21 protein-coding genes and 1 pseudogene are annotated in these 25,887 nt (G+C 72.2%); 12 read left to right on the top strand and 10 right to left on the bottom strand.

Annotation, left to right across the window (positions count from 1 at the left end; translation table 11 throughout):
• Nucleotides 1-18: 18 nt before the first annotated feature.
• Both NLX94_RS16690 and NLX94_RS16695 read left to right on the top strand, forming a co-directional pair.
• Nucleotides 19-705, top strand: a complete 687-nt coding sequence (locus NLX94_RS16690) for a response regulator transcription factor (protein WP_254383576.1) — start codon at nucleotides 19-21, stop codon at nucleotides 703-705.
• A complete protein-coding gene (locus NLX94_RS16695) occupies nucleotides 702-2,120 on the top strand; it encodes a HAMP domain-containing sensor histidine kinase (protein WP_254383577.1) in 1,419 nt (472 codons plus the stop codon). Before NLX94_RS16690 ends, NLX94_RS16695 begins: the two co-directional genes overlap by 4 nt.
• A 109-nt stretch (nucleotides 2,121-2,229) precedes the next feature.
• Here NLX94_RS16695 and NLX94_RS16700 read toward each other — a convergent pair whose 3' ends face one another.
• Entirely contained in the window at nucleotides 2,230-3,279 is a 1,050-nt protein-coding gene (locus NLX94_RS16700) for a mechanosensitive ion channel family protein (protein WP_254383578.1), read from the bottom strand.
• A gap of 50 nt (nucleotides 3,280-3,329) precedes the next feature.
• Between NLX94_RS16700 and NLX94_RS16705 the strand changes: the two genes are divergently transcribed.
• Complete coding sequence (locus NLX94_RS16705; RefSeq protein ID WP_254383579.1) at nucleotides 3,330-3,899, top strand: dienelactone hydrolase family protein; 570 nt, start codon at nucleotides 3,330-3,332, stop codon at nucleotides 3,897-3,899.
• Nucleotides 3,900-3,953: 54 nt separating this feature from the next.
• On the opposite strand, the gene NLX94_RS16710 is transcribed toward NLX94_RS16705, so the two are convergent.
• From NLX94_RS16710 to NLX94_RS16730, 5 genes and pseudogenes are all read right to left on the bottom strand, one after another.
• The gene (locus NLX94_RS16710) at nucleotides 3,954-4,895 is read right to left on the bottom strand and encodes a zinc metalloprotease (RefSeq protein WP_254383957.1); all 942 of its coding nucleotides are present in this window, start codon (nucleotides 4,893-4,895) and stop codon (nucleotides 3,954-3,956) included.
• 221 nt (nucleotides 4,896-5,116) lie between these two features.
• Nucleotides 5,117-6,799, bottom strand: a complete 1,683-nt coding sequence (locus NLX94_RS16715; RefSeq protein ID WP_254383581.1) for an alkaline phosphatase — start codon at nucleotides 6,797-6,799, stop codon at nucleotides 5,117-5,119.
• A gap of 114 nt (nucleotides 6,800-6,913) precedes the next feature.
• A complete protein-coding gene (locus NLX94_RS16720; protein ID WP_254383583.1) occupies nucleotides 6,914-7,711 on the bottom strand; it encodes a thioredoxin domain-containing protein in 798 nt (265 codons plus the stop codon).
• Between the two features lie 65 nt (nucleotides 7,712-7,776).
• Nucleotides 7,777-8,466, bottom strand: coding sequence for a hypothetical protein (locus NLX94_RS16725; RefSeq protein ID WP_254383585.1), 690 nt, complete (start codon nucleotides 8,464-8,466; stop codon nucleotides 7,777-7,779).
• Between the two features lie 50 nt (nucleotides 8,467-8,516).
• A pseudogene (locus tag NLX94_RS16730) lies at nucleotides 8,517-9,842 on the bottom strand (DUF2252 domain-containing protein).
• 158 nt (nucleotides 9,843-10,000) lie between these two features.
• Here NLX94_RS16730 and dnaE point away from each other — a divergent pair.
• Together dnaE and NLX94_RS16740 are read left to right on the top strand one after the other, a co-directional pair.
• On the top strand, nucleotides 10,001-13,546 hold the full coding sequence (gene dnaE / locus NLX94_RS16735; RefSeq protein ID WP_254383586.1) for a DNA polymerase III subunit alpha: 3,546 nt from the start codon (nucleotides 10,001-10,003) through the stop codon (nucleotides 13,544-13,546).
• 126 nt (nucleotides 13,547-13,672) lie between these two features.
• A complete protein-coding gene (locus NLX94_RS16740; RefSeq protein ID WP_254383587.1) occupies nucleotides 13,673-15,115 on the top strand; it encodes an FG-GAP-like repeat-containing protein in 1,443 nt (480 codons plus the stop codon).
• Between the two features lie 87 nt (nucleotides 15,116-15,202).
• Here the strand turns inward: NLX94_RS16740 and NLX94_RS16745 are convergent, their stop codons facing one another.
• Complete coding sequence (locus NLX94_RS16745; protein ID WP_254383588.1) at nucleotides 15,203-15,373, bottom strand: hypothetical protein; 171 nt, start codon at nucleotides 15,371-15,373, stop codon at nucleotides 15,203-15,205.
• Nucleotides 15,374-15,602: 229 nt separating this feature from the next.
• On the opposite strand from NLX94_RS16745, the gene NLX94_RS16750 reads away from it, so the two are divergent.
• The 4 genes from NLX94_RS16750 to NLX94_RS16765 are packed head-to-tail and all read left to right on the top strand — an operon-like array spanning nucleotide 15,603 to nucleotide 19,569.
• Nucleotides 15,603-16,973, top strand: a complete 1,371-nt coding sequence (locus NLX94_RS16750; RefSeq protein ID WP_254383589.1) for an NYN domain-containing protein — start codon at nucleotides 15,603-15,605, stop codon at nucleotides 16,971-16,973.
• A 28-nt stretch (nucleotides 16,974-17,001) separates the two neighbouring features.
• Nucleotides 17,002-18,042 carry an ABC transporter ATP-binding protein gene (locus NLX94_RS16755; RefSeq protein WP_374683969.1) on the top strand — a complete coding sequence of 347 codons (1,041 nt, stop codon included), beginning with the start codon at nucleotides 17,002-17,004 and terminating at the stop codon, nucleotides 18,040-18,042.
• Complete coding sequence (locus NLX94_RS16760) at nucleotides 18,039-18,842, top strand: ABC transporter permease (protein WP_254383590.1); 804 nt, start codon at nucleotides 18,039-18,041, stop codon at nucleotides 18,840-18,842. The genes NLX94_RS16755 and NLX94_RS16760 overlap by 4 nt, the downstream gene beginning before the upstream one ends.
• Nucleotides 18,843-18,894: 52 nt before the next feature.
• A complete protein-coding gene (locus NLX94_RS16765) occupies nucleotides 18,895-19,569 on the top strand; it encodes a hypothetical protein (protein WP_254383592.1) in 675 nt (224 codons plus the stop codon).
• 221 nt (nucleotides 19,570-19,790) lie between these two features.
• Here the strand turns inward: NLX94_RS16765 and ybaK are convergent, their stop codons facing one another.
• Genes ybaK through NLX94_RS16780 form a run of 3 tightly spaced genes read right to left on the bottom strand, consistent with a single transcriptional unit; the run spans nucleotide 19,791 to nucleotide 22,666 of the window.
• Nucleotides 19,791-20,279 (bottom strand): Cys-tRNA(Pro) deacylase, encoded by a 489-nt coding sequence (gene ybaK / locus NLX94_RS16770; protein ID WP_254383593.1) that lies wholly within the window; start codon nucleotides 20,277-20,279, stop codon nucleotides 19,791-19,793.
• 10 nt (nucleotides 20,280-20,289) lie between these two features.
• Entirely contained in the window at nucleotides 20,290-21,027 is a 738-nt protein-coding gene (locus NLX94_RS16775) for an LON peptidase substrate-binding domain-containing protein (RefSeq protein ID WP_254383594.1), read from the bottom strand.
• 34 nt (nucleotides 21,028-21,061) lie between these two features.
• Nucleotides 21,062-22,666 (bottom strand): oxidoreductase, encoded by a 1,605-nt coding sequence (locus tag NLX94_RS16780; protein ID WP_254383595.1) that lies wholly within the window; start codon nucleotides 22,664-22,666, stop codon nucleotides 21,062-21,064.
• A gap of 147 nt (nucleotides 22,667-22,813) precedes the next feature.
• Here NLX94_RS16780 and hisD point away from each other — a divergent pair, with 147 nt between their 5' ends.
• The 3 genes from hisD to hisB are packed head-to-tail and all read left to right on the top strand — an operon-like array spanning nucleotide 22,814 to nucleotide 25,886.
• Nucleotides 22,814-24,136 carry a histidinol dehydrogenase gene (gene hisD, locus NLX94_RS16785; RefSeq protein ID WP_254383596.1) on the top strand — a complete coding sequence of 441 codons (1,323 nt, stop codon included), beginning with the start codon at nucleotides 22,814-22,816 and terminating at the stop codon, nucleotides 24,134-24,136.
• Nucleotides 24,133-25,296, top strand: coding sequence for a histidinol-phosphate transaminase (locus tag NLX94_RS16790; RefSeq protein ID WP_254383597.1), 1,164 nt, complete (start codon nucleotides 24,133-24,135; stop codon nucleotides 25,294-25,296). Before hisD ends, NLX94_RS16790 begins: the two co-directional genes overlap by 4 nt.
• Nucleotides 25,293-25,886: an imidazoleglycerol-phosphate dehydratase HisB gene (gene hisB / locus NLX94_RS16795; RefSeq protein WP_031148346.1), complete on the top strand. Its 594-nt coding sequence runs from the start codon at nucleotides 25,293-25,295 to the stop codon at nucleotides 25,884-25,886. The genes NLX94_RS16790 and hisB overlap by 4 nt, the downstream gene beginning before the upstream one ends.
• Nucleotide 25,887 lies beyond the last annotated feature (1 nt).

Raw genomic sequence — 25,887 nt, forward strand, 5'->3', positions numbered from 1 at the left:
TTTGGGAGACTTTGTCGTATGCAGCGGATTCTGGTGGTGGACGACGAGCCCGAGGTGCGGGTCGCCGTCGAGGACGGGCTTGCCGTCGAGGGGTACGAGGTGCGCGGGGCGGCCGACGGGCTGGCCGCGCTGTCCGAGGTGGCGCTGTGGGAGCCGGACGCGGTGGTGCTCGACGTGATGATGCCGGTGCTGGACGGGCTCGCGGTCTGCCGGCGGCTGCGCGCGGTGGGGGACCGGACGCCCGTCCTCGTCCTCACCGCCCTGGACGCGGTGAGCGACCGGGTCGACGGGCTGGAGGCGGGCGCCGACGACTACCTGGTCAAGCCCTTCGCGCTCGACGAGCTCGTGGCCCGGGTACGGGCCCTCCTGCGGCGGGCCGCCCCCGACGACCCGGCCGGGGGACGGGCGCTGCTCGGCTACGGGGACCTCGTCCTCGACCCCGCCACCCGCACCGGGCGGCGCGGGGAACGGCCGCTGGAGTTCAGCCGCACCGAGTCGGCGCTGCTCGAACTGCTGCTGCGCCACCCCGGGCAGGTGCTGCCGCGCGAGCTGGTGCTGGAACTGGTGTGGGGCCGGGACTTCGGGCCCGACTCCAACTCCCTGGCCGTCTACGTCGGCTACCTGCGCCGCAAGCTGGAGGCGGGCGGCGAGCCCCGGCTGGTGCACACCGTGCACGGGGTCGGATACCGGCTGGACACCGCGTGAGCGGGCGTCGGCTCGGCGCACGGTGGAGGCGCAGGCGCCCGCTGCGGACCCGGCTGGCGCTCGCCGTCACGGCGGCGGTGGCCCTCGTCGCGCTCGGCGTGTGCGCGGCGGCCTTCCTCGTCGTGCGCGGGGCTCTGTACCGGCAGCTCGACCTCAGCCTGACCCAGTCCGCCCGCCTCGCCGCCCAGCGCAACCCGGACTCCGGACCCGGCACCCTGTCCGGGGAGTGCCGGTTCCGGGCGGCGCCCGCCTGCGCCGAGGTGGTGCCCGCGGATCCGGGGCGCGACCCCAAGGCGCCCTACCTCCTCCCGGTGGACCCGGCCGCGCGGGAGGTGGCCGCCGGCACGCGGGCCCCGTACTACACCGCCATCGAGCACGCCGGGCATCCGGCGCGGATGCTGACCACCGACTACGGCAAGGGCCGGGCCCTCCAGGTCGCGCTGCGGGCGGACACCGTGCAGGACGGCATCGCGCAGGCCGCGTGGTGGCTGGCGCTGACGGCGGCGGTGGGGGTGGTGACGGCCGCGCTGCTCGGCCACTGGGTCGCGCGGACCGGGCTGGCACCGGTCACCCGGCTCACCGCCACCGCCGAGCGGATCGCCGCCACCCGGGATCCGAGACACCGGATCGAGCTGCCCGCTCCCGGTCCCCGCGGGCGCGAGGACGAGATCACCCGGCTGGCGGGGAGCTTCAACACCATGCTCGGGGAGCTCGAACAGTCCGTCACCGCGCAGCGGCGGCTCGTCGCCGACGCCTCGCACGAGCTCCGCACCCCGCTGACGGCGCTGCGCACGAACGCGGAACTGCTCGCGCGGGGGGACCGGCTGACGGTGCAGCAGCGGGAACGGGCCTCGCTGGCGCTCGGGCGGCAGCTGCGGGAGGTGACGGGGCTGGTCAACGACCTCATCGAGCTGGCCCGGGACGAGGAGCCGCAGCTGCTGGTCGAACAGGTCCGGCTGGCTCCGCTGGTGGAGTACTGCGTGGGGGCCGCGCGGGCGCACTGGCCGGGGGTGGCCTTCCGGGTGCGGGGGCCGTCGTCGGAGGAGGCCGTGGTGGTGGCGGGGGTGCCGGCGCGGTTGAGTCGGCTGCTGGGGAATCTGCTCGACAACGCGGCGAAGTTCAGCCCGGCGGGGGTGGGGGCGGGGGCTGAAGTGGAGGTGGCGGTGGTGGTGCGGGGGGACGGTGGGGTGGATGTGACCGTACGGGATCACGGGCCGGGGATCTCGGAGGAGGATCTGCCGTACGTCTTCGACCGGTTCTACCGGGCGGGGGCGGCGAGGGCGCTGCCGGGGTCGGGGTTGGGGTTGGCGATGGCTCGGCAGATTGCGCGGGCGCACGAGGCGGAGTTGACGGCCGAAGCCGCCCCGGGTGGGGGCGCGCTGTTCCGGCTGGCCTTCGCGGCCCCGGCGGGCTGAGGGGGCGTGCGGGGGTGGGCCCTGCGGGGCGGAGTCCCCTACCCGCCCTTCCTCCGTTCCCCGGGCTGCGCCCGGACCCCTTCTGGGGCTCCGCCCCAGACCCCGGTCCTCAAACGCCGGACGGGCTGGAGTTTGGTTGCGGTGGGAGTGCTGCCTCCGTTGTGGCGATGTGGGGGAGGGCGTAGGGGTGGTTCGTGGTGAGCCAGGTGATCAGGCGTTCGCGGACTGCGCAGCGGACGGTCCAGACGGCGTCGCCGTCCTTGGCGGTGACCACCGCGCGGACCTGGATGGTGTGCGGGGTGGTGTCGGTGACGGCCAGGGAGCCGGTGCGGCCGTCCCATTCGGGGATGTCCTCCAGGATCCGCTGGAGCTCCTCGCGCATCAGGTCCACGGGGGCGCTGTGGTCCAGGTGCCAGAACACGGTGCCCGTCATCTGCGCGCCACCGCGCGACCAGTTCTCGTAGGGCTTGCTCGTGAAGTACGCGACCGGCATCGTGATGCGGCGCTCGTCCCAGGTGCGGACGGTGAGGTAGGTGAGGGTGATCTCCTCCACCGTGCCCCACTCCTTGTCCACCACCACCGTGTCGCCGATCCGGACGGTGTCGCCGAAGGCGATCTGCAGGCCGGCGAAGAGGTTGCCCAGGGCGGCCTGTGCCGCGATGCCCGCCACGATGCCGAGCACGCCCGCCGAGGCCAGCATCGAGGTGCCGACCGTGCGCATCTCGGGGAACGTCAGGAGCATCGCACTGAGGGCCACCACGATCACCACCGCCGTGACCACCCGCTGGATCAGCGTGACCTGGGTGCGGACCCGGCGGACCCTGGCCTGGTCGGAGGCGTCGGCGGCGTAGCGGGCGTACGTGGAGTCCACGACCGCCGTCGTGATGCGGATCAGCAGCCACGCGGCGGCGGCGATCAGGATCAGGGTCAGCACGTGCCCGGGGCCGTCCGCGCGCCGGCGCACGGCCTGGAGCAGGGAGGCGGCCATGACCAGGAGGAACGGAGGGCGGCAGCGGCGCAGCAGTCCCCACAGCGGGGTCTCGCTGTGCCGGGCGTCGGCGCGGCGGAGCAGCCGGTCCAGCAGCCAGCCCGCGAACAGGGTGACGGCCAGGGTGCCGGCGACGGCCGCGACCGGGCGGAGGAGGGAGTCCGTGTCCATGCAGGCCAACGTAACCGGAGGGGGTCCGTCGAAACTGGCACGATGGGGGCATGAACATCATGCTTTTCCATTCGACCTACGGGCTGCGGCCCGCCGTGCGGGAGGCGGCCGACCGGCTGCGCGCGGCCGGGCACCAGGTCCAGGTGCCGGACCTCTTCGAGGGACGCACCTTCGAGACCGTCGAGGAGGGCATGGCCCACCGGGACGAGATCGGCCGTGACGAGCTGCTGAAGCGGGCGGTCCTGGCCTCGGCCCCCTATTCCGACCAGGGCCTGGTCTACGCCGGCTTCTCCTTCGGCGGCTCGATCGCCCAGCACCTGGCGCTGGCCGACGAGAAGGCGCGCGGGCTGCTGCTCCTGCACGGGACGGCCGACCTGGAGGAGGGGGCCTACGTCGACGAGCTGCCGGTGCAGCTGCACATCGCCGACCCGGACCCCTTCGAGCCGCACGACTGGCTGACGGCCTGGTACCTGCGGATGCGCAAGGCCGGGGCGGACGTGGAGGTCCACGGCTATCCGGGGGCCGGGCACCTGTTCACCGACCCGGGGCTGGACGACTACGACGCCGAGGCGGCGGAGCAGGCCTGGGCGGTCGCCCTCGCCTTCCTCGACAGCCTGTAGGCGACGCACGGATGGGGCCCCGCTCGCGGGGCCCCATCGTCGTGATGCCGGCGATCAGGCGCGGTACGCCGTCCACATGCTCTTCATGCGGGTCACCTGGCCCGCGGTGAACTGGTACATGCAGGAGTCGTACGTGTAGTCCATGAAGTTGTGGATCGGGTCGACCCCCGCCTTGCTGGCGCAGGTGTCCCGGCCGGTCGGGCACTCGAAGGCCGCGCTCTTCTCGGCCGGGGTGTCCGAGACGGAGTCGCCGGCGCCATTGCAGCCGCCCTGGAAGGTGTGGTAAAGGCCCATCCAGTGGCCGACCTCGTGGGTCGCGGTGTCGCCCTCGTTGTAGTTGGCGGCGGAGCCGCCCGGCAGCGAGGTGTCCAGGACGACGACGCCGTCCATCTTCGGCTGGGAGGCGTAGGAGCTGGGGAAGGTGGCCCAGCCCAGCAGCCCGCCGGAGAGGTTGGCGGTGTAGAAGTTGAGGGCGTTCGCCCCGCCCTTGCGCAGGGTGTTCTTCATGTTCTTCTCGGCGGTGGAGCCGGAAGCCAGGTTGTACCAGCTCGCGTTGTCCGTGTAGTCGGTGCCCGCGAGGGTGAACTGGTAGCCGCTGTCGACGTTTCCGGTGCCCTGGCCGGCGTAGGCCGCGTTGAGGACCGCCAGCTGCTTGCTGATGTCGGTGGCCGTCAGCTTTCCGGTGGTGCCGGAGTGGATGACGTGGAAGTACACCGGGATGGTCGTGGCGGCCTCGGCGACGCGCAGGCTGCGCGGCTCCTTCGAGATCTTGTCCAGCTTCGCCTTGAGGTCGGCGTCCATGGCCTTGGACTGGGCCTCGGTGACCTCGTTGGGCTCGGCCGCGTGCTGGTCCTTCGGGCGTGCCACGCGGGCGTTGGCCGCGGCGCCGGAGGCGTCCTCGGCGCACACCTCCGCGCCGGTTCCGGCGGCCGCGACCGTCGTGGGGGCGGCGAGCGGGGTGAAGGCCAGGGTCCCGGCGAGTACGGCGGTACCCATCAGGCGGCGGCGAAGAAGGGGGGATATGCGGGCAAGAGCGCGCACGTGTGCTCCTCGCGAGTGGGGGGTCGAGCGGAGGGATCTCCTCAGCTGGCGGGAATCTTACGTGCGCATGTCATAAACAGGTCAAGTGCTCTACGTAAAAGATTTGTTGCTTCTGATGCCGAAGGGGCACCTGGTCTACGCCAAGTGCCCCTCTCGACAGGAAATCCGACGGAGTGTCAGCGCACCGGCTGGGTCACCCGTTCCACCTTCTGGGTCCCGTTCAGCGTCCGGTACGAGCGCGCCCAGGCGGCCGTGGCGTCCTGGCGCCGCTTGTCCGAGACGACGTAGTAGTCCATCTGGGAACGCTCGGCCGTCACGTCCAGCACGCCGTAGCCGTGGGCGTCCATGTCCAGCCACTTCACGTGCCGGTTGGCGGCCTTGATCGCCGTCTCGGCGACCAGGGAGGCCGTGTCGGCCGGCACATGCAGCAGGTCGTCGATGTTGTCGGAGGTCACCGACGTCACCACGAACTCCACGCCCGCCGACCGCGACCACGGGTAGGTGGCCGCCGTCACCGGGACCTCGTTCGCCCAGGCCATGTGGATGTCACCGGTCAGGAAGACGGTGTTGCGGACGGAACGGTCCGTCAGGTGCCCCAGCAGCTCCCGGCGGTCGTCCGTGTACCCGTCCCACTGGTCCACGTTGACCGCGAGGCCGCCCGCGGGCAGGCCGAGCAGCTCGGTCAGGGGCGCCAGCAGGTGCGCCGGCAGCGAGCCGAAGGCCACCGGGGAGATCATCACCGAGGTGCCCACCAGCTTCCAGGTGGCCTGCGAGCCGGCCAGCCCGGCCTTCAGCCAGTCCAGCTGGGCCCGCCCGGTCAGGGTGCGCTCCGGGTCGTCCACCGCGCCGCTGCCGGTGCCCGCCTGCTGCGAGCGGAAGGTGCGCAGGTCCAGCAGGTGCAGGTCGGCGAGGGTGCCGAAGCGCAGCCGGCGGTAGACGGTGCCCTCAGTGGAGGTGCGGACCGGCATCCACTCGAAGTACGCCTGCCGGGCGGCGGCCGCGCGGGCCGCGAAGGAGCCCTCGGTGGCGGGATCGTGGTTCTCGGCGCCGCCGGACCACGTGTCGTTGGCTATCTCGTGGTCGTCCCAGATCGCGATGACCGGGTGGGCCTGGTGCAGGGCCTGCAGATCGGGGTCGGTCTTGTACTTCCCGTGCCGGGTGCGGTAGTCGGCCAGGGTGAGGATCTCGTGCAGCGGCTCGTGCTGCCGTACGACGTACTTCGCCTCGGGGTAGCCGCCGCTCTGGTACTCGTAGATGTAGTCGCCCAGGTGCAGTACGGCGTCCAGGTCGGCCCGCGCGGCCAGGTGGCGGTACGCGGAGAAGTAGCCGGACTCCCAGTTGGCGCAGGAGACCACGCCGAAGCGGACCCCGGCGGGCGCGGCCGAGTCTGCGGGGGCGGTACGGGTGCGCCCGGCCGGGGAGACGGTGGCGCCGGCGGTGAACCGGTACCAGTACGCCGTCTGCGGCCGCAGGCCCCGTACATCGGCCTTGACGGTGTGGTCGGAGGCCGCGCTCGCGGTGACGGTGCCGCTCGCGACGATCCGGGAGAAGGCCTTGTCCTCGGCGACCTCCCAGCCCACCGCGACGGCCGGACCCGCGCCGGAGCCCGGTACGGCCGCGGCGGTCGGGGTGACGCGGGTCCACAGCAGGACCCCGTCGGGGAGCGGGTCGCCCGAGGCGACGCCGTGCAGGAAGGAGGGTGCGTCGGTGGTGCCCGTGGCGGCGTGGGCGGCTTCGGCGCCCAGCGCGGCGATCGGGACGAGTGCCGCCGTGGCCGCCGCGGCCAGGACGACCGTACGGCGGCGGGGAGTCGGCGCAGGCGCCGATTCCGGTGCGGAAGGGGAGAGTTGACTGGTCACGGATGATCATATTACCGACGGGTATGGGATCCGGACCAGCCCCGGAAAAGCAACGGACGGGCGAACTCTGGGAGTTCGCCCGTCCGTCGGGGTGCTGCGAGGGGAGGAGAGGGGTCAGCCCGCGATGGCCTTGTCGATCGCCGCCGTGAACGCCTCGGGCGTCTGCGGCAGCGGGTCGATCTTCTTGCCGTCCATCTTCAGCGTCGGGGTGCCCGTGGCACCGCTCTTGTCGAAGGCCTTGGACATCTCCAGCGCCCACCGGTCGTAGGTGCCCTCCTCGACCGCCTTCTTGAACTCGGCGTTCCCCTTGAGGGCCGGGACCTGGTCCGCGACCGTCAGCAGGTAGGCGTCCTTGGCGAACTTGTCGTCCTTCTCCTCCGGGTGGTTGGCCGCGGAGTAGAGGGCCGTCTTGTACTCGAGGAAGGCCTCGGAGCTGACGTTGAGCGCCGCGCCCAGCGCGCTCAGGGCGTTCTTCGAGCCGCTGCCGGGGAAGCCCTTGTCGAGGAAGGTGGCGCCGATGTACTGGATCTTGTACTTGCCGGCGTCGAGGTCCGTCTTGATCTGCGGGCCGACCGCCTGCTCGAAGCTCGCGCAGACCGGGCAGCGCGCGTCCTCGTACAGCTCCAGGGTCTTCTTCGCGTCGGCCTTGCCGACGACCACCGTCGTGTTGTTCTCGCCCGAGGTGTTCTTCGGCGCGACCAGGGGGGCGTCGGCGGCCTTGTCCCAGGCGCTCGGCTGGTTGGCCTGGACGACGGCGTAGCCGACGCCGCCGGCCAGGGCGAGGGCGGCCACGACGCCGCCCGCCACGAACACCTGCCGGCGGACCTTGGCCTTCTTGGCCTGCTGCTCGCGCTCCAGGCGCAGCCGCTCGCGGGCCGCCGCCTTGTTCGCCTGGCTGTTGCGTGCGCTCATCGTTCTCTCCGTGGGGTGTGGCTCCGCGGTGGAGCCGGCTGGAATGGGGGGACTGTCCTCGTACGTCAGGCGCTGACGAACGCGCCGTGTGCGCGAGGAGGTCCCCGCCGGCCCACGGAGTGCGCGGGGAAGCGGGTACGGGCCACCGTGCTCCGCAGCGACGCCGGCGGCGAGAGCCGTACGGGAGCCAGGGCCCGCGCCGCACGGGCCGCGGCCATCCGCAGCGGACGGAAGGCGCAGGCGGAGGCCGCGCTCAGCAGCCGGCCGAGCGCCCGCTCCCCGCGGTGCAGCCACAGCGAGGCGAGCAGTCCGACCGATACGTGCGCCCCCAGCAGCAGCCAGGGCGCCCACGGACCGGGTGCCGCCAGCACCGCGGCCTGCTCGGCGGGCCCGCCCACCTCGGCCAGCGCCCCGCCCACCGGACCGCCCCCGCAGAAGTCGGCCAGGCCCATGGCGCGCAGCGGACCCGAGACGGGGCCGCCCGCGGGGCCGTAGCAGAGGTGCTGGCCGGAGGTCAGGACGGTGTCGGCGGCCAGTTCCAGGGGGACCAGCAGCCCGGCGATGTGACCAAGGCCTCGCTCGCGTCCGGCCAGGGCGAAGGCGATCGCGAACACCGCGGCGAAGGCCCCCGCCACCAGGGCGGGAGGCAGCGGTACCCGGGAGAGCAGGACGTGGGAGCCGGTCGAGAGCAGCACGACGACCGCGCTGAACAGCGCGGCCCGCAGCCCTCGGAGACCCACCCCGGATATGTCCATCGTCGCGAGTGTGCCATGCGTCCCTGTGGGGGCGGGCCCTAGGTCCCGGACTAGGGGAGGATCCGGCCGTTGCGGAAGAGGTCCACGAAGATCTGGTGGTCGGCTCGGGCCCGGGCGCCGTAGGCGTGGGCGAAGTCCACCAGCAGCTCCGCGAAGCCCTCCTCGTCGGCGGCGATGGCCGCGTCGATGGCCCGCTCGGTGGAGAACGGGACCAGCGTGTGGCCGCTCTCCTGCTCGTCCGCCGCGCCGTGCATGGTCGCCGTGGCCCGGCCCAGGTCCGCGACCACGGCCGCGATCTCCTCCGGGTCGTCCAGGTCCGACCAGTCCAGGTCCACTGCGTACGGGGAGACCTCCGCGACCAGCTGCCCGGCCCCGTCCAGCTCCGTCCAGCCGAGCCACGGGTCGGCGTGCGCCTGCAGGGCCCGCTGGGAGATCACGGTGCGGTGCCCCTCGTGCCGGAAGTACTCGCGCACCGACCGGTCGGTGACGTGCCGGGACACGGCCGGGGTCTGCGCCTGCTTGAGGTAGATCACGACGTCGTTCTCCAGGGCGTCGCTGTGCCCCTCCAGCAGGATGTTGTACGAGGGCAGGCCCGCCGAGCCGATCCCGATGCCCCGCCGGCCGACCACGTCCTTGACCCGGTAGGAGTCCGGGCGGACCAGGGACTCGTCGGGAAGTGTCTCCAGGTACCCGTCGAAGGCGGCGAGCACCTTGTACCGGGTGGCCGCGTCCAGCTCGATGGTGCCGGGGCCGGGGGAGAAGCGGCGCTCGAACTCGCGGATCTCGGTCATCGAGTCGAGGAGCGAGAAGCGGGTGCGGCGGCGGGCGGCGCGCAGGGCCTCCAGCAGCGGGCCCTCGGCGGTGTCCAGGGTGAAGGCGGGGACCTCCTCGTGCTTGGCGCCCGTGGCCAGCGCGTGGATGCGCTCCCGGTAGGCGGCCGCGTAGATCCGTACCAGCTCGCTGATCTGGTCGTCGCTGAGCGCCTTGGTCTAGCCGAGCAGGGCGACCGAGGCGGAGAACCGCTTCAGGTCCCAGGTGAAGGGGCCCACGTAGGCCTCGTCGAAGTCGTTGACGTTGAAGACCAGCCGGCCGTTGGCGTTCATGTAGGTGCCGAAGTTCTCGGCGTGCAGATCGCCGTGGATCCACACCCGGCCGGTGCGCTCGTCCAGGTAGGGGCCGCCGTGCCGCTCGTGCTCCAGGTCGGCGTAGAACAGGCAGGCGGTGCCCCGGTAGAAGGCGAAGGCCGAGGCCGCCATCTTGCGGAACTTGACCCGGAAGGCCGCGGGGTCGGCGGTGATCAGCTCGCCGAAGGCGGTGCCGAACACGTCGAGTATCTGCTCGGCGCGCTGCTCGTCGGTCGGCTCGGGAACCGCCATGGGGGGTGCCTCCTGGTGGTACGGGGTGGATCGCATTTCGGACAGTTGTCCTTGGGTCTGCAACGGACGAAGGTACCCGTCGGTGCCCGTCTTCTGTCACCGGGGCCACGTAGGATTCATAGCTGCCGCCCCCTCTCTCCCGCCCGGAGGCCCCCACCGTGACCAAGACGCCGTTCACGCACCTGCACGTCCACACCCAGTACTCCCTGCTGGACGGTGCCGCGCGGCTGAAGGACATGTTCAACGCGTGCAACGAGATGGGCATGACGCACATCGCCATGTCCGACCACGGCAACCTGCACGGGGCGTATGACTTCTTCCACACCGCGAAGAAGGCCGGTGTGACGCCGATCATCGGCATCGAGGCGTACGTGGCCCCGGAGTCCCGGCGCAACAAGCGGCGCATCCAGTGGGGCCAGCCCCACCAGAAGCGCGACGACGTGTCCGGTTCCGGTGGTTACACCCACAAGACGATCTGGGCGGCGAACTCCACCGGGCTGCACAACCTCTTCCGGCTGTCCTCCGACGCGTACGCCGAGGGCTGGCTGACCAAGTGGCCGCGCATGGACAAGGAGACGATCTCCCAGTGGTCGGAGGGGCTGATCGCCTCCACCGGCTGCCCCTCCGGCGAGGTGCAGACCAGGCTGCGCCTCGGCCAGTTCGACGAGGCCGTGCAGGCCGCCTCCGACTACAAGGACATCTTCGGCGAGGGGCGCTACTTCCTGGAGCTGATGGACCACGGCATCGAGATCGAGCGCCGGGTCCGCGACGGTCTGCTGGAGATCGGCAAGAAGCTCGGCATCCCGCCGCTGGTGACGAACGACTCGCACTACACGTACGCCCACGAGGCCGGCGCCCACGACGCCCTGCTCTGCATCCAGACCGGCAAGAACCTCTCGGACCCGGACCGCTTCCGCTTCGACGGCACCGGCTACTACCTGAAGTCCACGGACGAGATGTACGCGGTCGACTCCTCGGACGCCTGGCAGGAGGGCTGCGCCAACACCCTCCTGGTGGCCGAGCAGATCGACACCACCGGCATGTTCGAGGCCAAGAACCTCATGCCGAAGTTCGAGATCCCCGAAGAGGGCTACACGGAGATCACCTGGTTCCGCGAGGAGGTGCGGCGCGGCATGGCCCGCCGCTACCCCGGAGGCGTCCCTGAGGACCGCCAGCGCCAGGCCGAGTACGAGCTCGACGTCATCATCCAGATGGGGTTCCCCGGCTACTTCCTCGTCGTCGCCGACTTCATCATGTGGGCCAAGAACCAGGGCATCGCGGTGGGCCCCGGCCGAGGCTCCGCCGCCGGCTCGATCGTCGCGTACGCCATGGGCATCACCGACCTCGACCCGATCACCCACGGCCTGATCTTCGAGCGGTTCCTCAACCCCGAGCGCGTCTCCATGCCCGATGTCGACATCGACTTCGACGAGCGCAGGCGCGTCGAAGTGATCCGGTACGTGACCGAGAAGTACGGCGACGACAAGGTCGCCATGATCGGCACGTACGGAAAGATCAAGGCGAAGAACGCCATCAAGGACTCGGCCCGCGTCCTCGGCTACCCGTACGCCATGGGCGACCGGCTCACCAAGGCCATGCCCGCCGACGTCCTCGGCAAGGGCATCGACCTCAACGGCATCACCGACCCCTCGCACCCGCGCTACGGCGAGGCCGGCGAGATCCGCGCGATGTACGAGAACGAGCCAGACGTCAAGAAGGTCATCGACACCGCCCGCGGCGTCGAGGGCCTGGTCCGCCAGATGGGCGTGCACGCCGCCGGCGTGATCATGTCCAGCGAGCCGATCGTCGACCACGCGCCGATCTGGGTGCGGCACACGGACGGCGTGACCATCACGCAGTGGGACTACCCCCAGTGCGAGTCGCTCGGCCTGATCAAGATGGACTTCCTCGGCCTGCGCAACCTCACGATCATGGACGACGCCGTCAAGATGGTGAAGGCCAACAAGGGGATCGACCTCGACCTCCTCGGCCTGCCGCTCGACGACCCCAAGACCTTCGAACTGCTCGGCCGCGGTGACACGCTCGGCGTCTTCCAGTTCGACGGCGGGCCCATGCGCTCCCTGCTGCGCCTGATGAAGCCCGACAACTTCGAGGACATCTCCGCCGTCTCGGCCCTGTACCGGCCGGGCCCGATGGGCATGAACTCGCACACGAACTACGCCCTGCGCAAGAACAAGCAGCAGGAGATCACCCCGATCCACCCGGAGCTGGAGGAGCCGCTCAGGGAGATCCTCGGCGTCACCTACGGCCTCATCGTGTACCAGGAGCAGGTGCAGAAGGCCGCCCAGATCATCGCCGGGTACTCCCTCGGCGAGGCCGACATCCTGCGCCGCGTGATGGGCAAGAAGAAGCCCGAGGAACTGGCGAAGAACTTCGTCATCTTCGAGGCGGGCGCCAAGGAGAAGGGCTTCAGCGACCAGGCCATCAAGGCGCTCTGGGACGTCCTGGTCCCCTTCGCCGGCTACGCCTTCAACAAGGCCCACTCGGCCGCGTACGGCCTGGTCTCCTACTGGACCGCCTACCTCAAGGCCAATTTCCCGGCCGAGTACATGGCGGGCCTGCTCACCTCGGTCAAGGACGACAAGGACAAGTCCGCGATCTACCTGAACGAGTGCCGCCGCATGGGCATCAAGGTGCTCCCGCCGAACGTGAACGAGTCGGAGGCGAACTTCGCCGCCCAGGGCGACGACGTGATCCTCTTCGGCCTCACCGCCGTGCGCAACGTCGGCCAGAACGTCGTCGAGTCGATCATCAAGACCAGGAAGGCCAAGGGGAAGTACTCCACCTTCCCGGACTTCCTGGACAAGGTCGAGGCCGTCGTCTGCAACAAGCGCACCGTCGAGTCCCTGATCAAGGCCGGCGCCTTCGACGAGATGGGCCACACCCGCAAGGGCCTGGTCGCCCACCACGAACCGATGATCGACAACGTGGTCGCCGTCAAGCGCAAGGAGGCCGAGGGGCAGTTCGACCTCTTCGGCGGAATGGGCGACGAGGACGCGGGCGACGAGCCCGGCTTCGGCCTCGACGTGGAGTTCTCCGACGTCGAGTGGGAGAAGTCCTACCTGCTCGCCCAGGAGCGCGAGATGCTCGGGCTCTACGTCTCCGACCACCCGCTCTTCGGCCTGGAGCACGTCCTCTCCGACAAGACCGACGCGGGCATCTCCCAGCTCACCGGCGGCGAGCACTCCGACGGGGCCGTCGTCACCATCGGCGGCATCATCTCGGGCCTCCAGCGCAAGATGACCAAGCAGGGCAACGCCTGGGCCATCGCCACCGTCGAGGACCTGGCCGGCTCCATCGAATGCATGTTCTTCCCGGCGACCTACCAGCTCGTCTCCACGCAGCTGGTCGAGGACACCGTCGTCTTCGTCAAGGGCCGCCTGGACAAGCGCGAGGACGTCCCCCGGCTGGTCGCCATGGAGATGATGGTCCCCGACCTCTCCAACGCCGGCACCAACGCCCCCGTCGTCCTCACCATCCCGACCGTCAAGGTCACCCCGCCGATGGTGACCCGGCTCGGCGAGATCCTCCGCCACCACCAGGGCAACAGCGAGGTCCGGATCAAGCTCCAGGGGCCGCGCACCACCACCGTGCTCCGGCTCGACAAGCACCGGGTCAAGCCGGACCCGGCGCTCTTCGGCGACCTGAAGGTGCTGCTCGGGCCGTCCTGCCTGGCCGGGTAGCCGGCGGGCGCGGCGCTTCCGCGGGGGAAGCGCCGGGCCGGGTGTTTCGCCGCCGGGCACGCATGATGTGATCACCCGTGGGAGGGACTGCTCGTCTCGCTTCATCACCAGGGGGGAATCTTGCGCATGCGCTCCACCATCACCTTCGCCGTCACCGGCATCACGGCTCTCGCCGCCATCGGCCTCGCACCGGCCACTGCCGGAGCCGCCACCACACCGGCCAAGCCGCGGGCCCAAGCCGACTTCAACGGCGACGGCTACCCCGATCTGCTCATCACCGCCCCGAACACCGAAGTCCGCGGCAAAGCGAATGCGGGCGCGCTGGCCATCCTCTACGGATCCGCCGCGGGGTTCCGCAACGACCAAGCCGTCGTCCTCGACCCCGCCAGCCCCCACATGCCGAGGCCCCGCGACTTGTGGTTCACCAACGCGAAGGATCACGGGGACCTGGACCGGGACGGCTACGACGACCTGGTCAGCTACGACAACTCGGTCAGCAGCACGAAGGTGTTCTTCGGGGGAAAGGAACCCGGCTTCGCCGGATCGGCCGTCCTCAACCCGGGCTCGGTCCTCAGCCCCCGCACCAGGGTCCGGGATCTGAAGATCGGTGACCTCAACGGCGACGGCAAGCTCGACGCCGTGGTGGCCGTCGACAACTCCGTCCCCGGCTCGGAACCCACGAAGACCGGCATCGTGGCCATGTTCGGCCCCTTCGACCGCACCGGCAAGCCCGCCTACAAGGGCACGTTCCGTGACACCCTCGCCAAGGACGGGTTCCGACCCCGGGCACTCGCCATCGCTGACATGACCGGCGACGGCCGCTCCGACATCGTGGTCAGAGACTTCTACAACGACAACGGCCAGGCCGCCGCCACGCTGCTGACCACCTCCCCCACCGGAGCACTGCTGCCCACCGGGAGCAAATTCGCCACCGGAGGCGAAGACGCCCCCTTCGAGTTCGGCGACATCAACAAGGACGGATACCTCGACCTGGTCAGCGGCAGGCAGCTCTACGGCCAGGTCCACGTCACGTACGGCGGCCCCAAGGGCGTGCACGAAACCCTCAAGCCGCAGGTCCTCGTCCAAGGCAAGGACGGCGTCCCCGGTGCGGACGAGAGTTTCGACGCCTGGGGCCGCACGGTGACCGTCGGCGACACCAACGGCGACGGCTACGCCGACATCGTCATCGGCGCGATGACGGAAGACGGCGCCACCGACGCACAGAAGGACACCGGAGCGATCACCGTCCTGCGCGGCGGCCCGACCGGCATCACGGGCACCGGGGCCAAGGCCCTGACCCAGAACTCCACCGGCATCCCGAACACCGCCGAGCGAGAAGACCACTTCGGCAGCGACGTCGCCCTGATCGACAGTGACAGGAACGGCCGTCCCGAGCTGTACGTGGGCGGATACGGCGAGGACGCCTACACCGGACGGGCCTGGAAACTCCCGATCAGCGCCACCGGCGTCATCGGCGGCACCGGTTCGACCGACTTCGGCCTGTCCGACCTCACCAAGCGGCCGCAGGACTACAAGTCCGCCTACTTCGGCGCCGTGCTGTACCACTGACGGACCGCCCGCCGCTTGCTCGTGCGCGGGAAGGCCCGCCCCTGTCGACGGGGGCGGGCCTTTCCACGTGCGCGGGCAGTCGAGTCGTCAGTTGTGGCCGAACTTCTTTTCCCGCTTCTTGCCGGCCATCTGCAGCGGACTCGGGGCCGCCGGGGTGGCGGACGCGGGCGAGGATTCCATCGAGCTCTTCGCCGGATCCTGCGAAGCCGAGCGGTCCTGGGACTTGGCGGGCTGCTGGCGGTTCTTGTTCTTGGCCATGGGATGCCTCCGTGGGGGGTGTAGGGGCCAGGGCCGCCTTCACCCTCACACAGGGCCGTAAACGGCGCATTTTGGATCATTACCGCGCGTAGTCGGGGCTCCGGCCGGGGGACTCCGGGAGATACGCCACGCCGATGATCGAGTTCCGGCCGTCAAGGCCGTTGCCGTCGGGCAGACTCGGGGAAACCGCGAAAGACCAAGAGGACCCCCAGGGAAGAGGGTGGTACGCGTGGACCGCTGCGTCGTCCTGGTGGACGCCGGCTATCTGCTGGGCGCCGCCGCGAGCCTCCTCGCAGGAGAGCCCTCCCGCTCCCGGATCACCGTCGACCATGCGGCGCTCATCCAGGGCCTGCGCGAGCGCGCCGAAGCCGACACCGAGCAGCCGCTCCTGCGGATCTACTGGTTCGACGGCGCACCCGACCGGGTGCCCCAGCCCGAGCACCGGCGGCTGCGCGTCATGCCCCGCGTCACCGTCCGCCTGGGCGCCCTGACCCGCAGCGACGGCCGCTGGGCCCAGAAGGGCGTCGACGCGGCCATGCACGCCGAGCTCACCGAGCTCGCCCGCAACCGGGCCTGCTCGGACGTCGTGCTCGTCACCGGCGACGGCGACCTGCTGCCCGGCCTGATGTCCGCCAAGGAACACGGGGTCGCCGTCCACCTGTGGGCCGTCCAGGCCGCCGACGGGGACTACAACCAGTCCGAGGACCTCGTCGCCGAAGCCGACGAACGCCGCGTCCTGGACCGCACCTGGATCACCCGCGCCGTCCGCGCCCGCGACCTCACCGGACTCTGCGCCCCGGCACCCGCCCCGCGCCCCGAGATCGCCGCCATCCTCTCCGCGCCGCTGCCCGAGGCCGCCCTCGCCGAGGCCGCCCGCGGCAACGGCAACGGCGGCGGAACCCGGCCCGCGGCCCCCGTGGAGCCCGAGGAGGGCGGCGTATCCGCCACCGCGGCGGCCACCACCGCGGGCGGCAGGACCGTCCCGACCCCGAAGGACCTCGCGGGCGCCCTGCGGGCCCCCGGCACCACCGCACCCGTCCCCGGGCCCGGCCAGGCCCTCGGCGCGGCCCCGGCGGGCAGCGCCCTGCGCTGGTCCTCCGACAAGGGGTGGATCGACCGCGCCGGGCCGCTCGGAGAGCCCGCCGAGACCGCCTCGCTGCCCACCCTCGCCCAGCTCACCTCCGCCGAACAGCGCTGGGCGGACCGCGAGGAGGACATCACCACCGTCGGCGGCGACCCCTTCGAGGTCGGCCAGGTCTTCGCCCGGCGCTGGATGGAGCGGCTCCCGGAAACCGTGCACCTGCAGAAGCTCGCCACCATGTACCCGCGGATCCCGCACCGGATCGACGGGGAGCTGCTGCGCTACGCCGCCCGCTTCGGACTCCTCGCGCACAAGGACGACCAGATCGACGAGCACGACCGCTACGCCATCAGGGCCGGCTTCTGGCGCGAGATCGACGTACGGGCGGCCGCGGAACACGTGGCCGGCGCCGGCCCGGCGGCCGGTCCCGCCCCCGGCCCCGCTCCGGCCCCCGGAGCTCCCGCGACCCCCGCCGTGGCCCCCGTCGCGGTGGCCCAGACGGCCCCGGCAGCCGAGTAGGGGCCGCAACCCCGTAGGCTGCTCCCTCGTGAGTACGGGGACAGCACAGGCGGATACGGACACGGCAGGGGCCGCGGGAACGGCCCCGGACGTGGTCTGCGCGGTACGTGACCTGGTCAAGACGTATCCCGCGGTCCGAGGACGGCGCGGGGCCCCGGCCCTGCCCGAGACCCGTGCCACCGACGGGATCTCCCTGGACGTGCGGCGCGGCGAGATCTTCGGACTGCTCGGCCCCAACGGCGCCGGCAAATCCACCCTGGTCCGCCAGCTCACCGGCCTGCTGCGGCCCGACTCCGGCTCGGTGACCCTGCTCGGCCACGACCTCGTGCGCCACCCCGACCGGTCGGCCCGGCTGCTCTCCTACCTCGGGCAGGAATCCACCGCCCTCGACGAGCTCACGGTCTCCCTGGCCGCCGAGACCACCGGCCGGCTGCGTGGCCTCGGCCTGCGCGAGGCCCGCGCCGCCCGCGACTCCGTCCTGGAGGAGCTCGGCCTGACCCCGCTCGCCGGACGCCCCCTGAAGAAGCTGTCCGGCGGGCAGCGGCGCCTCGCCTGCTTCGCCGCCGCGCTGGTGGGGGAGCGGCCCGTCCTGGTGCTCGACGAGCCCACCACCGGCATGGACCCGGTGGCCCGGCGGGCCGTCTGGGCCGCCGTCGACCGCCGCCGCGCCGAGACCGGGGCCACCGTGCTGCTGGTCACCCACAACGTCATCGAGGCCGAGACCGTCCTCGACCGGGTCGCCGTCATCGACCAGGGCCGGGTCATCGCCTGCGACACCCCGGCCGGGCTCAAGGCCCGGGTCTCCGGCGAGGTCCGGCTCGAACTCGTCTGGCGGACCGCGCCGCCGCTGGAGCTCCCGGAGGTCGCCGCGCTCGCCGGGGCCGCCACCGAATCCGGGCGGCGCTGGGTGCTGCGCCTGGGACCCGACGAGGCGCGGGCGGCGGTCGCCGCCGTGACCGGCGGCCCGGCCTTCGCCGCCCTCGACGACTTCACGCTGGCCACCCCGAGCCTGGAGGACGTGTACCTCGCCCTGGGCGGACGCACCTCGAAGGGACTGGTGAAGGCGTGAGCGCCACCGTCACCACCGCTGCCGCCACGGCCGCGCACACGGCTGTGGGCGTACTGGCACCCCGCGCCCGGTTCTTCCCGGCGCTGGCCGCCGTCTACCGGGCCCAGCTGTCCCGCGCCCGGGTCTCCCGGATCCCGCTGCTGTTCGTGGCCACCTTCCAGTCCGTCGGGATCATGATCCTGATGCGGGGCGTGGTCGACGGGGGCTCCGAGGCGCGGGCCGTCGTCGCCGGCTCCTCCGTGCTGGTCGTCGCCTTCGTCGCGCTGAACCTGCTCGCGCAGTACTTCGGCCAGCTCCGGGCCAGCGGCGGGCTCGACCACTACGCCACCCTGCCGGTGCCGCCCGCCTCCGTGGTGCTGGGCGCGGCCGCCGCCTACGCCTCCTTCACGCTGCCCGGCACGCTCGTCACGGCCGTCTTCGGCAGCGTGCTGTTCGGGCTGCCGATGGGCGGACTGTGGATCCTGGCCGCCGTGGTGCCGTTGGCCGGCGCCGCCCTCGCCGGGCTCGGAGCGGCCCTGGGCCTGCTCGCCCCCCGGCAGGAGCTGGCCACCCTCGCCGGACAGCTCGGCATGTCCGCGGCCTTGCTGCTGGGCGTGCTGCCGCCCGAGCGGATGCCGGAGGTCATCGTCTGGGCGCGGGACCTGCTGCCGTCCACGTACGGCGTGGAGGCCTTCGCCCGGACCTTCGAGCCGCACCCCGACTGGGCGGCGGTCCTCCTCGACCTCGGCGTGTGCGCGGGGGTGGGGGTGCTGTCCCTCGCCGTCGCGACCTGGGCCTACCGGCGGGCAGCCGTCCGCTGACGCCCCGCCGGGGGCAGGTGGCCGCCTCACGCACTTCTGGCACGATGTGGAGGTGACCGAAGCCGTGACCCCCTATGACAAGCCCGACCAGCCGCCGTCCGAGGCGCCTTCGGCTCCGGCCGCGCCCGCGTCCGAGCCCGCCTTCTCCCCGGCCGACGTCCGGGACGGGGCCGCCATCGCCCTCGTGACCGGCATCGCCGGCGTACTCCTCGGGCTGCTGTGGGTCTGGCTCGCGCCGCGCGTGCAGTACGTCTCCAACGGCGAGGCGGTGTTCCTCCGGGACACCGAGAGCGAGGCGCGGATCGGGGCGGACGGCACCTTCCTGCTGCTGTCCGTCGGATTCGGCATGCTGAGCGCGGTGGCCGTTTTCCTGTGGCGGCGGGGCGGGGGTGCGGCGCAGGTGGTCGGGCTCGCGGTCGGGTCGGTCTTCGCCGCGCTGGTGGGGTGGCGGGTCGGTCTGTGGCTGGGGCCGTCCTCCGACCTGGTGGCGGCCGCGCGGAAGGCGGGGAAGGGCGTGCCCTTCGAGGCCCCGCTGCAGTTGCTCGCGCACGGGGCGCTGCTCGGGTGGCCGATGGCCGCGGTCCTCGTGCACCTGGCGCTGACGGCGCTGTGGGGTCGGCGGGACCCCGAGCCGGAGCTCGCGGTGTGGCCGTCCGCGTACTACCAGGCCCCGGTGGATGCCGCCCCCTCCGCGGACTCGGCCGGTACGGAGCCCCCGCGCCCGTAGCCCCGGCCGGTCGGGGTGTGCCGCTGCGCGGGGCGGGGCCCCTGCGGCGACCCTTGCCGCTGCGCGGGGCGGGGCCCCTGCGGCGACCCTTGCCGCTGCGCGGGGCGAGGTCCCCTACCCGCCCTTCCACCGTTCCCCGGGGCTGTGCCCCGGACCCCCTCGGGGGCTCCGCCCCCGGACCCCCGCGCCTCAAACGCCGGCGAGGCTGAATTTGTCCGGCGTCAGGGCCGGGCGATCGGGGCCACGGTGGCCGAGGTCAGGGTGGTCAGGGTGGCCGGGGCCAGCTCGACCTCCAGGCCGCGGCGGCCCGCCGAGACGCAGATGGCGGGGAAGCCGGACGCCGAGGCGTCCAGGACCGTGGGCAGCCGTTTGCGCTGCCCCAGCGGGGAGATGCCGCCCAGGACGTAGCCCGTGGTGCGCTCCGCCAGCGCCGGATCGGCCATCGCGGCCCGCTTGCCGCCCACCGCCGAGGCCAGGGCCTTCAGGTCGAGGCTCCCGGAGACCGGGACCACCGCGACCACCAGCGAACCGTCCACGTCGGCCAGCAGCGTCTTGAAGACCTGCGCGGGGGAGACCCCGAGGGCCTCGGCCGCCTCCTCGCCGTACGAGGGATGGGCCGGGTCGTGCTCGTAGGCGTGCACCGTGAATTCCGCGCCGACGGCCGTCAGCGCCACGATCGCCGGAGTGCCCGCCGGCTTCTTCTTCGCCATGGGGCCCCTCTCAGTTCGGGCTCGTCGGGGCGCGGGTGAGGTCCACGGCCGGGAGCGAGGGGAGGTGGCGGATGACGGCCGTCTCGGTGCGCAGCAGCTTCAGCTCCTCCGCGAGGCGGGTCGCGGTGTCCGGGGCCTGGAGCAGGCGCTGCTTCGCCGGGATGTCCAGCACCGCGGCGGCCGCGACCAGGTACGAGACCACCGACGGCTCGTCGGGGAGGTCCATGCCGGTCAGGGACCGTTCGCGGGCCCCCGCCAGCCGCTTCTGGTACGTGCGGAACGCCCGCAGCACGCCCTCCGCCAGTGCGCCCGCGCCCTCGCCGGTGTCCTCCGGGAGTTCCTCCAGCTCCGCGACGAGGAACGGGCCGGACGCGTCGACCGACAGCAGCCGGACCCGGACGGTGCCGGTCGCCATCACCTCGAAGCTGCCGTCCTCCCGCTCCCGGATCGAGGCCGCGTCCGCGATGCAGCCCACCCGGTGGAAGGCCTGGACCGGGTCCGCGCCGAAACCGGCGGCGGGGCCGCGCTCGGGCACGGCCGTCTGGTCGGGCAGGCCGGGCGCGGTCGGAGCGACCTCCCGGCCGTCGCGGATCGCGACGACCGCGAAACGGCGGGGCTCGTCCTCTCCCGCCTTCAGCAGCTCGCGCATCATGGCGCGATAACGCTCCTCGAAGACGTTCAGCGGGAGGACGAGTCCCGGGAACAGCACCGAGTTCAGCGGGAAGAGGGGCAGGCGAACGGTGGTCACGAGGCACAGGGTAGTGGCCGCGGCCCGGGAGCGGTCACCCCCGCCTCAGGACGCGGGAGGCTCCCGCCGCGACCGTCGTGGCCAGGATCCAGCCCAGGATGATCAGCGCGGCCCCGCCCCACTGCCAGCCGGCCTTCAGGATCCACTGGTCCTGAAGGCCGAGGTCGATCACCGGCAGCAGCAGGTCCAGGGCGAACAGTGCCGCGTCCCAGTCGGGGTGCTCGTCCGCCTTGATCGGCGGCGGCTCGCCGTGGGCCGTGAAGAGCACGGCCCCGGCCGCCCACAGCACGGCCATCCACAGCGCCGCCCGGCCCGGCCGGTAGCCGTAGACCACCGTCCAGTCCTGGAGGTACCCCCACGCGCGCAGCGCCGGCGGCAGCGTCGCCCGCCGGCGCCGCTGTTTGGCCAGCAGCACCTCGCGGGCGTCCGCGTCCTCCCCGGAGGCCCGCAGGACCGCGGCGAGCCGCTCGTACGGTTCCGGGGAGTACTCGGGGGTGGCCGCCTCGACCCACTCCAGCCGCAGCGCCGGCGGGAAGAGGCCCCGGGGCGCGAGGTTCTCGTAGGCGAAACCCTCGATGGCCAGCCGGCCCGGGCGCCCCGGCCAGCTGCCGGCGGTGTCCACCAGCTTGACCACCTGCGAGCCCGACAGCACCACCCGCCCCCGCTCCGGCCGCTCGCCGACGAACCGCAGCTCCGGGGTGTGGATGCGGCGCAGCGAGACCTCCTGCTCCTCCGTGAGGGTGAACCGGGCCCCGTAGAAGTCCACGGCGTCCCCGAAGCGGCCGTCGTCCAGCCGCAGGCCGCCCCGGCACTCGAAGTGCTGCGCGGGCTCGCCCCGCAGCGGGGTGTAGCCCTGCCCGTAGGGCGGCGTGGCGGAACCGGAGTCGCCCGAGGTGTAGTCCAGGGCGATGGAGGTCAGGTAGAGCGTGCGCTCGACGGTGAGCTGCGGGGCGTTCAGCGCCCGCTTCCCGGCCGGATTGCTCAGGCGGGCCCCGCGCAGGCTCATCGACACGCCGACCTTGGCGCCGCGCAGGCTCACCTCCCCGTAGGCCCGGAGCAGCTCGGCCTGGAAGTCCTGCGCGACCGACATCCCGTCGGCGGCCAGGGCCCGCCCCTTGTTGTCGCGCTGCAGCACCGCCTCGCTGATCAGCAGGTCGGTGCCGATCTGCGCGTCGGTCAGCCGGATCCCGCGCGCCACCCGGCAGCGCGGCAGGTGCAGGTCGCCCTCGGTCTGCAGGCGGGCCGCCTCCAGCCGGGGTATCGCGCAGTTGACCAGGCGCAGCGTGCCGAAGCGGGTCTCGGAGAGCTGCACCTCGCCGTCGAAGCGGCAGGACTGGAGCTCCACGTACGGGGTGACCGTGCCCCCGGAGAGGTCGAGGCGGCCGGTGATCCGGACGCCGCGCAGCTTCAGGGAGGCCACCCGGCCCGGCACCGGGCCCGGCCCGTGGAGCAGCAGCAGGGCCACCACGTCCGCGCGCACGCTGCGCTCGGGGCCCCAGACCCGGTCGGCGTGCGGATCGTCCCGCTCGGCGGTGCGCGTGCTCAGATCGCAGACGCTGCCGGTCCGGTACGCGTCCCACATGAGCCGTTCGGGGCCGGTGAGATCGGCCGGTGCCCCGTCCGGGCGTGCTTCGGCCATGGCGGCCCCCCTCCGCTCGTCGGCGCGGACCGCACCGCGCCTACCCGCACGCTAGGGGGCCGCTGTGACATCGGGAAACGTCCGTGGCCTGTATCAGCCAGTGATACGGACGAACGGTGGCGCGAGGCGGTCTGAGAGAATTGCCGGGTGATCTCTCGTATCGACCTGCGCGGCAACACCCTCCCCGAGGGTGGCGCCCTGCGCGATCTGCTGCCCCGTGCCGAGTTCGACGTGGAAGCCGCCCTGGAGAAGGTGCGGCCCATCTGCGAGGACGTCCACCATCGTGGGACGGCGGCGCTGATCGAGTACGCGCAGAAGTTCGACGGGGTGGAGCTCCAGCAGGTCAAGGTGCCCACGGAGGCCCTGACGGCCGCTCTGGAGCAGCTCGACCCGGCCGTCCGCGCCGCCCTGGAGGAGTCGATCCGGCGCGCCCGGATCGTGCACCGGAACCAGCGCCGCTCCGAGCACGTCACCCAGGTGGTCCCCGGCGGCACCGTGACCGAGAAGTGGGTTCCGGTGGAGCGCGTGGGGCTGTACGCCCCGGGCGGCCGCTCGGTGTACCCGTCCTCCGTCGTCATGAACGTGGTCCCGGCCCAGGAAGCGGGCGTGGAGTCCATCGCGCTGGCGTCCCCGCCGCAGAAGGAATTCGGGGGCCTGCCGCACCCGACGATCCTCGCCGCGTGCGCGCTGCTCGGCGTGGACGAGGTGTACGCGGCCGGCGGCGCCCAGGCCGTCGCGATGTTCGCGTACGGCACCGATGAGTGCGCCCCGGCGAACATGGTGACCGGCCCCGGCAACATCTGGGTCGCCGCCGCCAAGCGCTACTTCACCGGAAAGATCGGCATCGACACCGAGGCCGGCCCGACCGAGATCGCGGTCCTCGCGGACTCCACGGCCGACCCGGTGCACGTCGCCGCCGACCTGATCAGCCAGGCGGAGCACGACCCGCTGGCCGCCGCCGTCCTCGTCACGGACTCCGCGGAGCTCGCGGCCGCCGTCGAGAAGGAGCTGGAGCCGCAGGTCGCGGCCACCAAGCACATCGAGGACCGGATCAAGCCCGCCCTGGCCGGCCGCCAGTCCGCGATCGTGCTGGTCGACAGCCTGGAGGACGGGCTCAAGGTCGTCGACGCGTACGGCGCCGAGCACCTGGAGATCCAGACCGCCGACGCGGCCGCCTGGGCCGCCCGCGTGCGCAATGCCGGCGCGATCTTCGTCGGCCCGTGGTCCCCGGTCTCGCTCGGCGACTACTGCGCCGGCTCCAACCACGTGCTGCCCACCGGCGGCTGCGCCTGCCACTCCTCGGGCCTGTCCGTGCAGTCCTTCCTGCGCGGCATCCACATCGTCGACTACACGCGCGACGCCCTCGCCGAGGTCACCCACCACGTGGTGACCCTGGCCGAGGCCGAGGACCTGCCCGCGCACGGCGCGGCTCTCAAGGCACGTTTCGGGTGGAAGGTTCCCCAGGCATGACCAGCACCAACGACATCACCGACGAAACCGGCACCGGCACCGGCGCCGAGGCCGTCATCGGTATCGACGACCTCCCCATCCGGGACGAGCTCCGCGGCAAGACCCCGTACGGCGCCCCGCAGCTGGACGTGCCCGTCCAGCTCAACACCAACGAGAACCCGTACGGGCTGCCCGAGCCGCTCGTCGCCCGCATCGCCGAGCGCGTGGCCGAGGCCGCCCGCACCCTCAACCGGTACCCCGACCGGGACGCCGTCGAACTGCGCACCGAGCTGGCCGCCTACCTCACCCGGACCGGCAAGCACCCGGTCGCGCAGGAGAACGTCTGGGCCGCCAACGGCTCCAACGAGGTCCTCCAGCAGCTGCTGCAGACCTTCGGCGGGCCCGGCCGCACCGCGATCGGCTTCGAGCCCTCGTACTCGATGCACGCGCTGATCGCGCGCGGCACCGGCACCGACTGGATCTCGGGGCCGCGCAACGAGGACTTCACCATCGACGTGGAGACGGCCGAGCAGGCGATCGCCGAGCACGCCCCCGACGTCGTCTTCATCACCTCCCCCAACAACCCCACGGGCACCGCGGTCGGGGCGGAGACGGTCCTGGCCCTCTACGAGGCGGCGCAGGCGGCCAAGCCGTCCCTCGTCATCGTGGACGAGGCCTACGTGGAGTTCAGCCACCGGGACTCGCTGCTGCCGCTGATCGAGGGCCGCCCGAACCTGGTGGTCTCCCGGACCATGTCCAAGGCCTTCGGCGCGGCCGGCCTGCGCCTGGGCTACCTGGCCGCGCACCCGGCCGTGGTCGACGCCGTACAGCTCGTACGCCTGCCGTACCACCTGTCGGCCGTCACCCAGGCGACCGCGCTGGCCGCCCTGGAATTCACCGACACCCTGCTCGGCTACGTCGAGCAGCTCAAGGCCGAGCGCGACCGCCTGGTCACCGAGCTGCGGGGGATCGGCTACGAGGTCACCGACTCCGACTCGAACTTCGTACAGTTCGGCCGGTTCGAGAACTCCCACACCGCCTGGCAGAAGATCCTCGACCAGGGTGTCCTGGTCCGGGACAACGGCGTACCGGGATGGCTGCGGGTCACCGCGGGCACCCCGGCCGAGAACGACGCGTTCCTGGAAGCGGTTCGCGCACTGAAGAAGGAGCAGCACGCATGAGCCGCATCGGACGGGTCGAACGGACCACGAAGGAGACCTCGGTCCTCGTCGAGATAAACCTCGACGGCACCGGCAAGGTCGACGTCTCGACGGGCGTGGGCTTCTACGACCACATGCTCGACCAGCTCGGCCGCCACGGCCTCTTCGACCTCACGGTCAAGACCGAGGGCGACCTGCACATCGACAGCCACCACACCATCGAGGACAGCGCCCTCGCGCTCGGCGCCGCCTTCAAGCAGGCCCTCGGCGACAAGGTCGGCATCTACCGCTTCGGCAACTGCACCGTGCCGCTCGACGAGTCCCTCGCGCAGGTGACCGTCGACCTGTCGGGCCGCCCGTACCTCGTGCACACCGAGCCCGAGAACATGGCGCCGATGATCGGCACGTACGACACGACGATGACCCGGCACATCTTCGAGTCCTTCGTCGCGCAGGCCCAGATCGCCCTGCACATCCACGTGCCGTACGGCCGCAACGCCCACCACATCGTGGAGTGCCAGTTCAAGGCGCTCGCCCGGGCCCTGCGCTACGCCGCCGAGTTCGACCCGCGCGCCGCCGGGATCCTGCCCTCCACGAAGGGCGCCCTCTAGC

The organism is Streptomyces sp. TBY4 (assembly GCF_024213195.1).
In the GTDB taxonomy this organism is placed as follows: Bacteria; Actinomycetota; Actinomycetes; order Streptomycetales; family Streptomycetaceae; genus Streptomyces.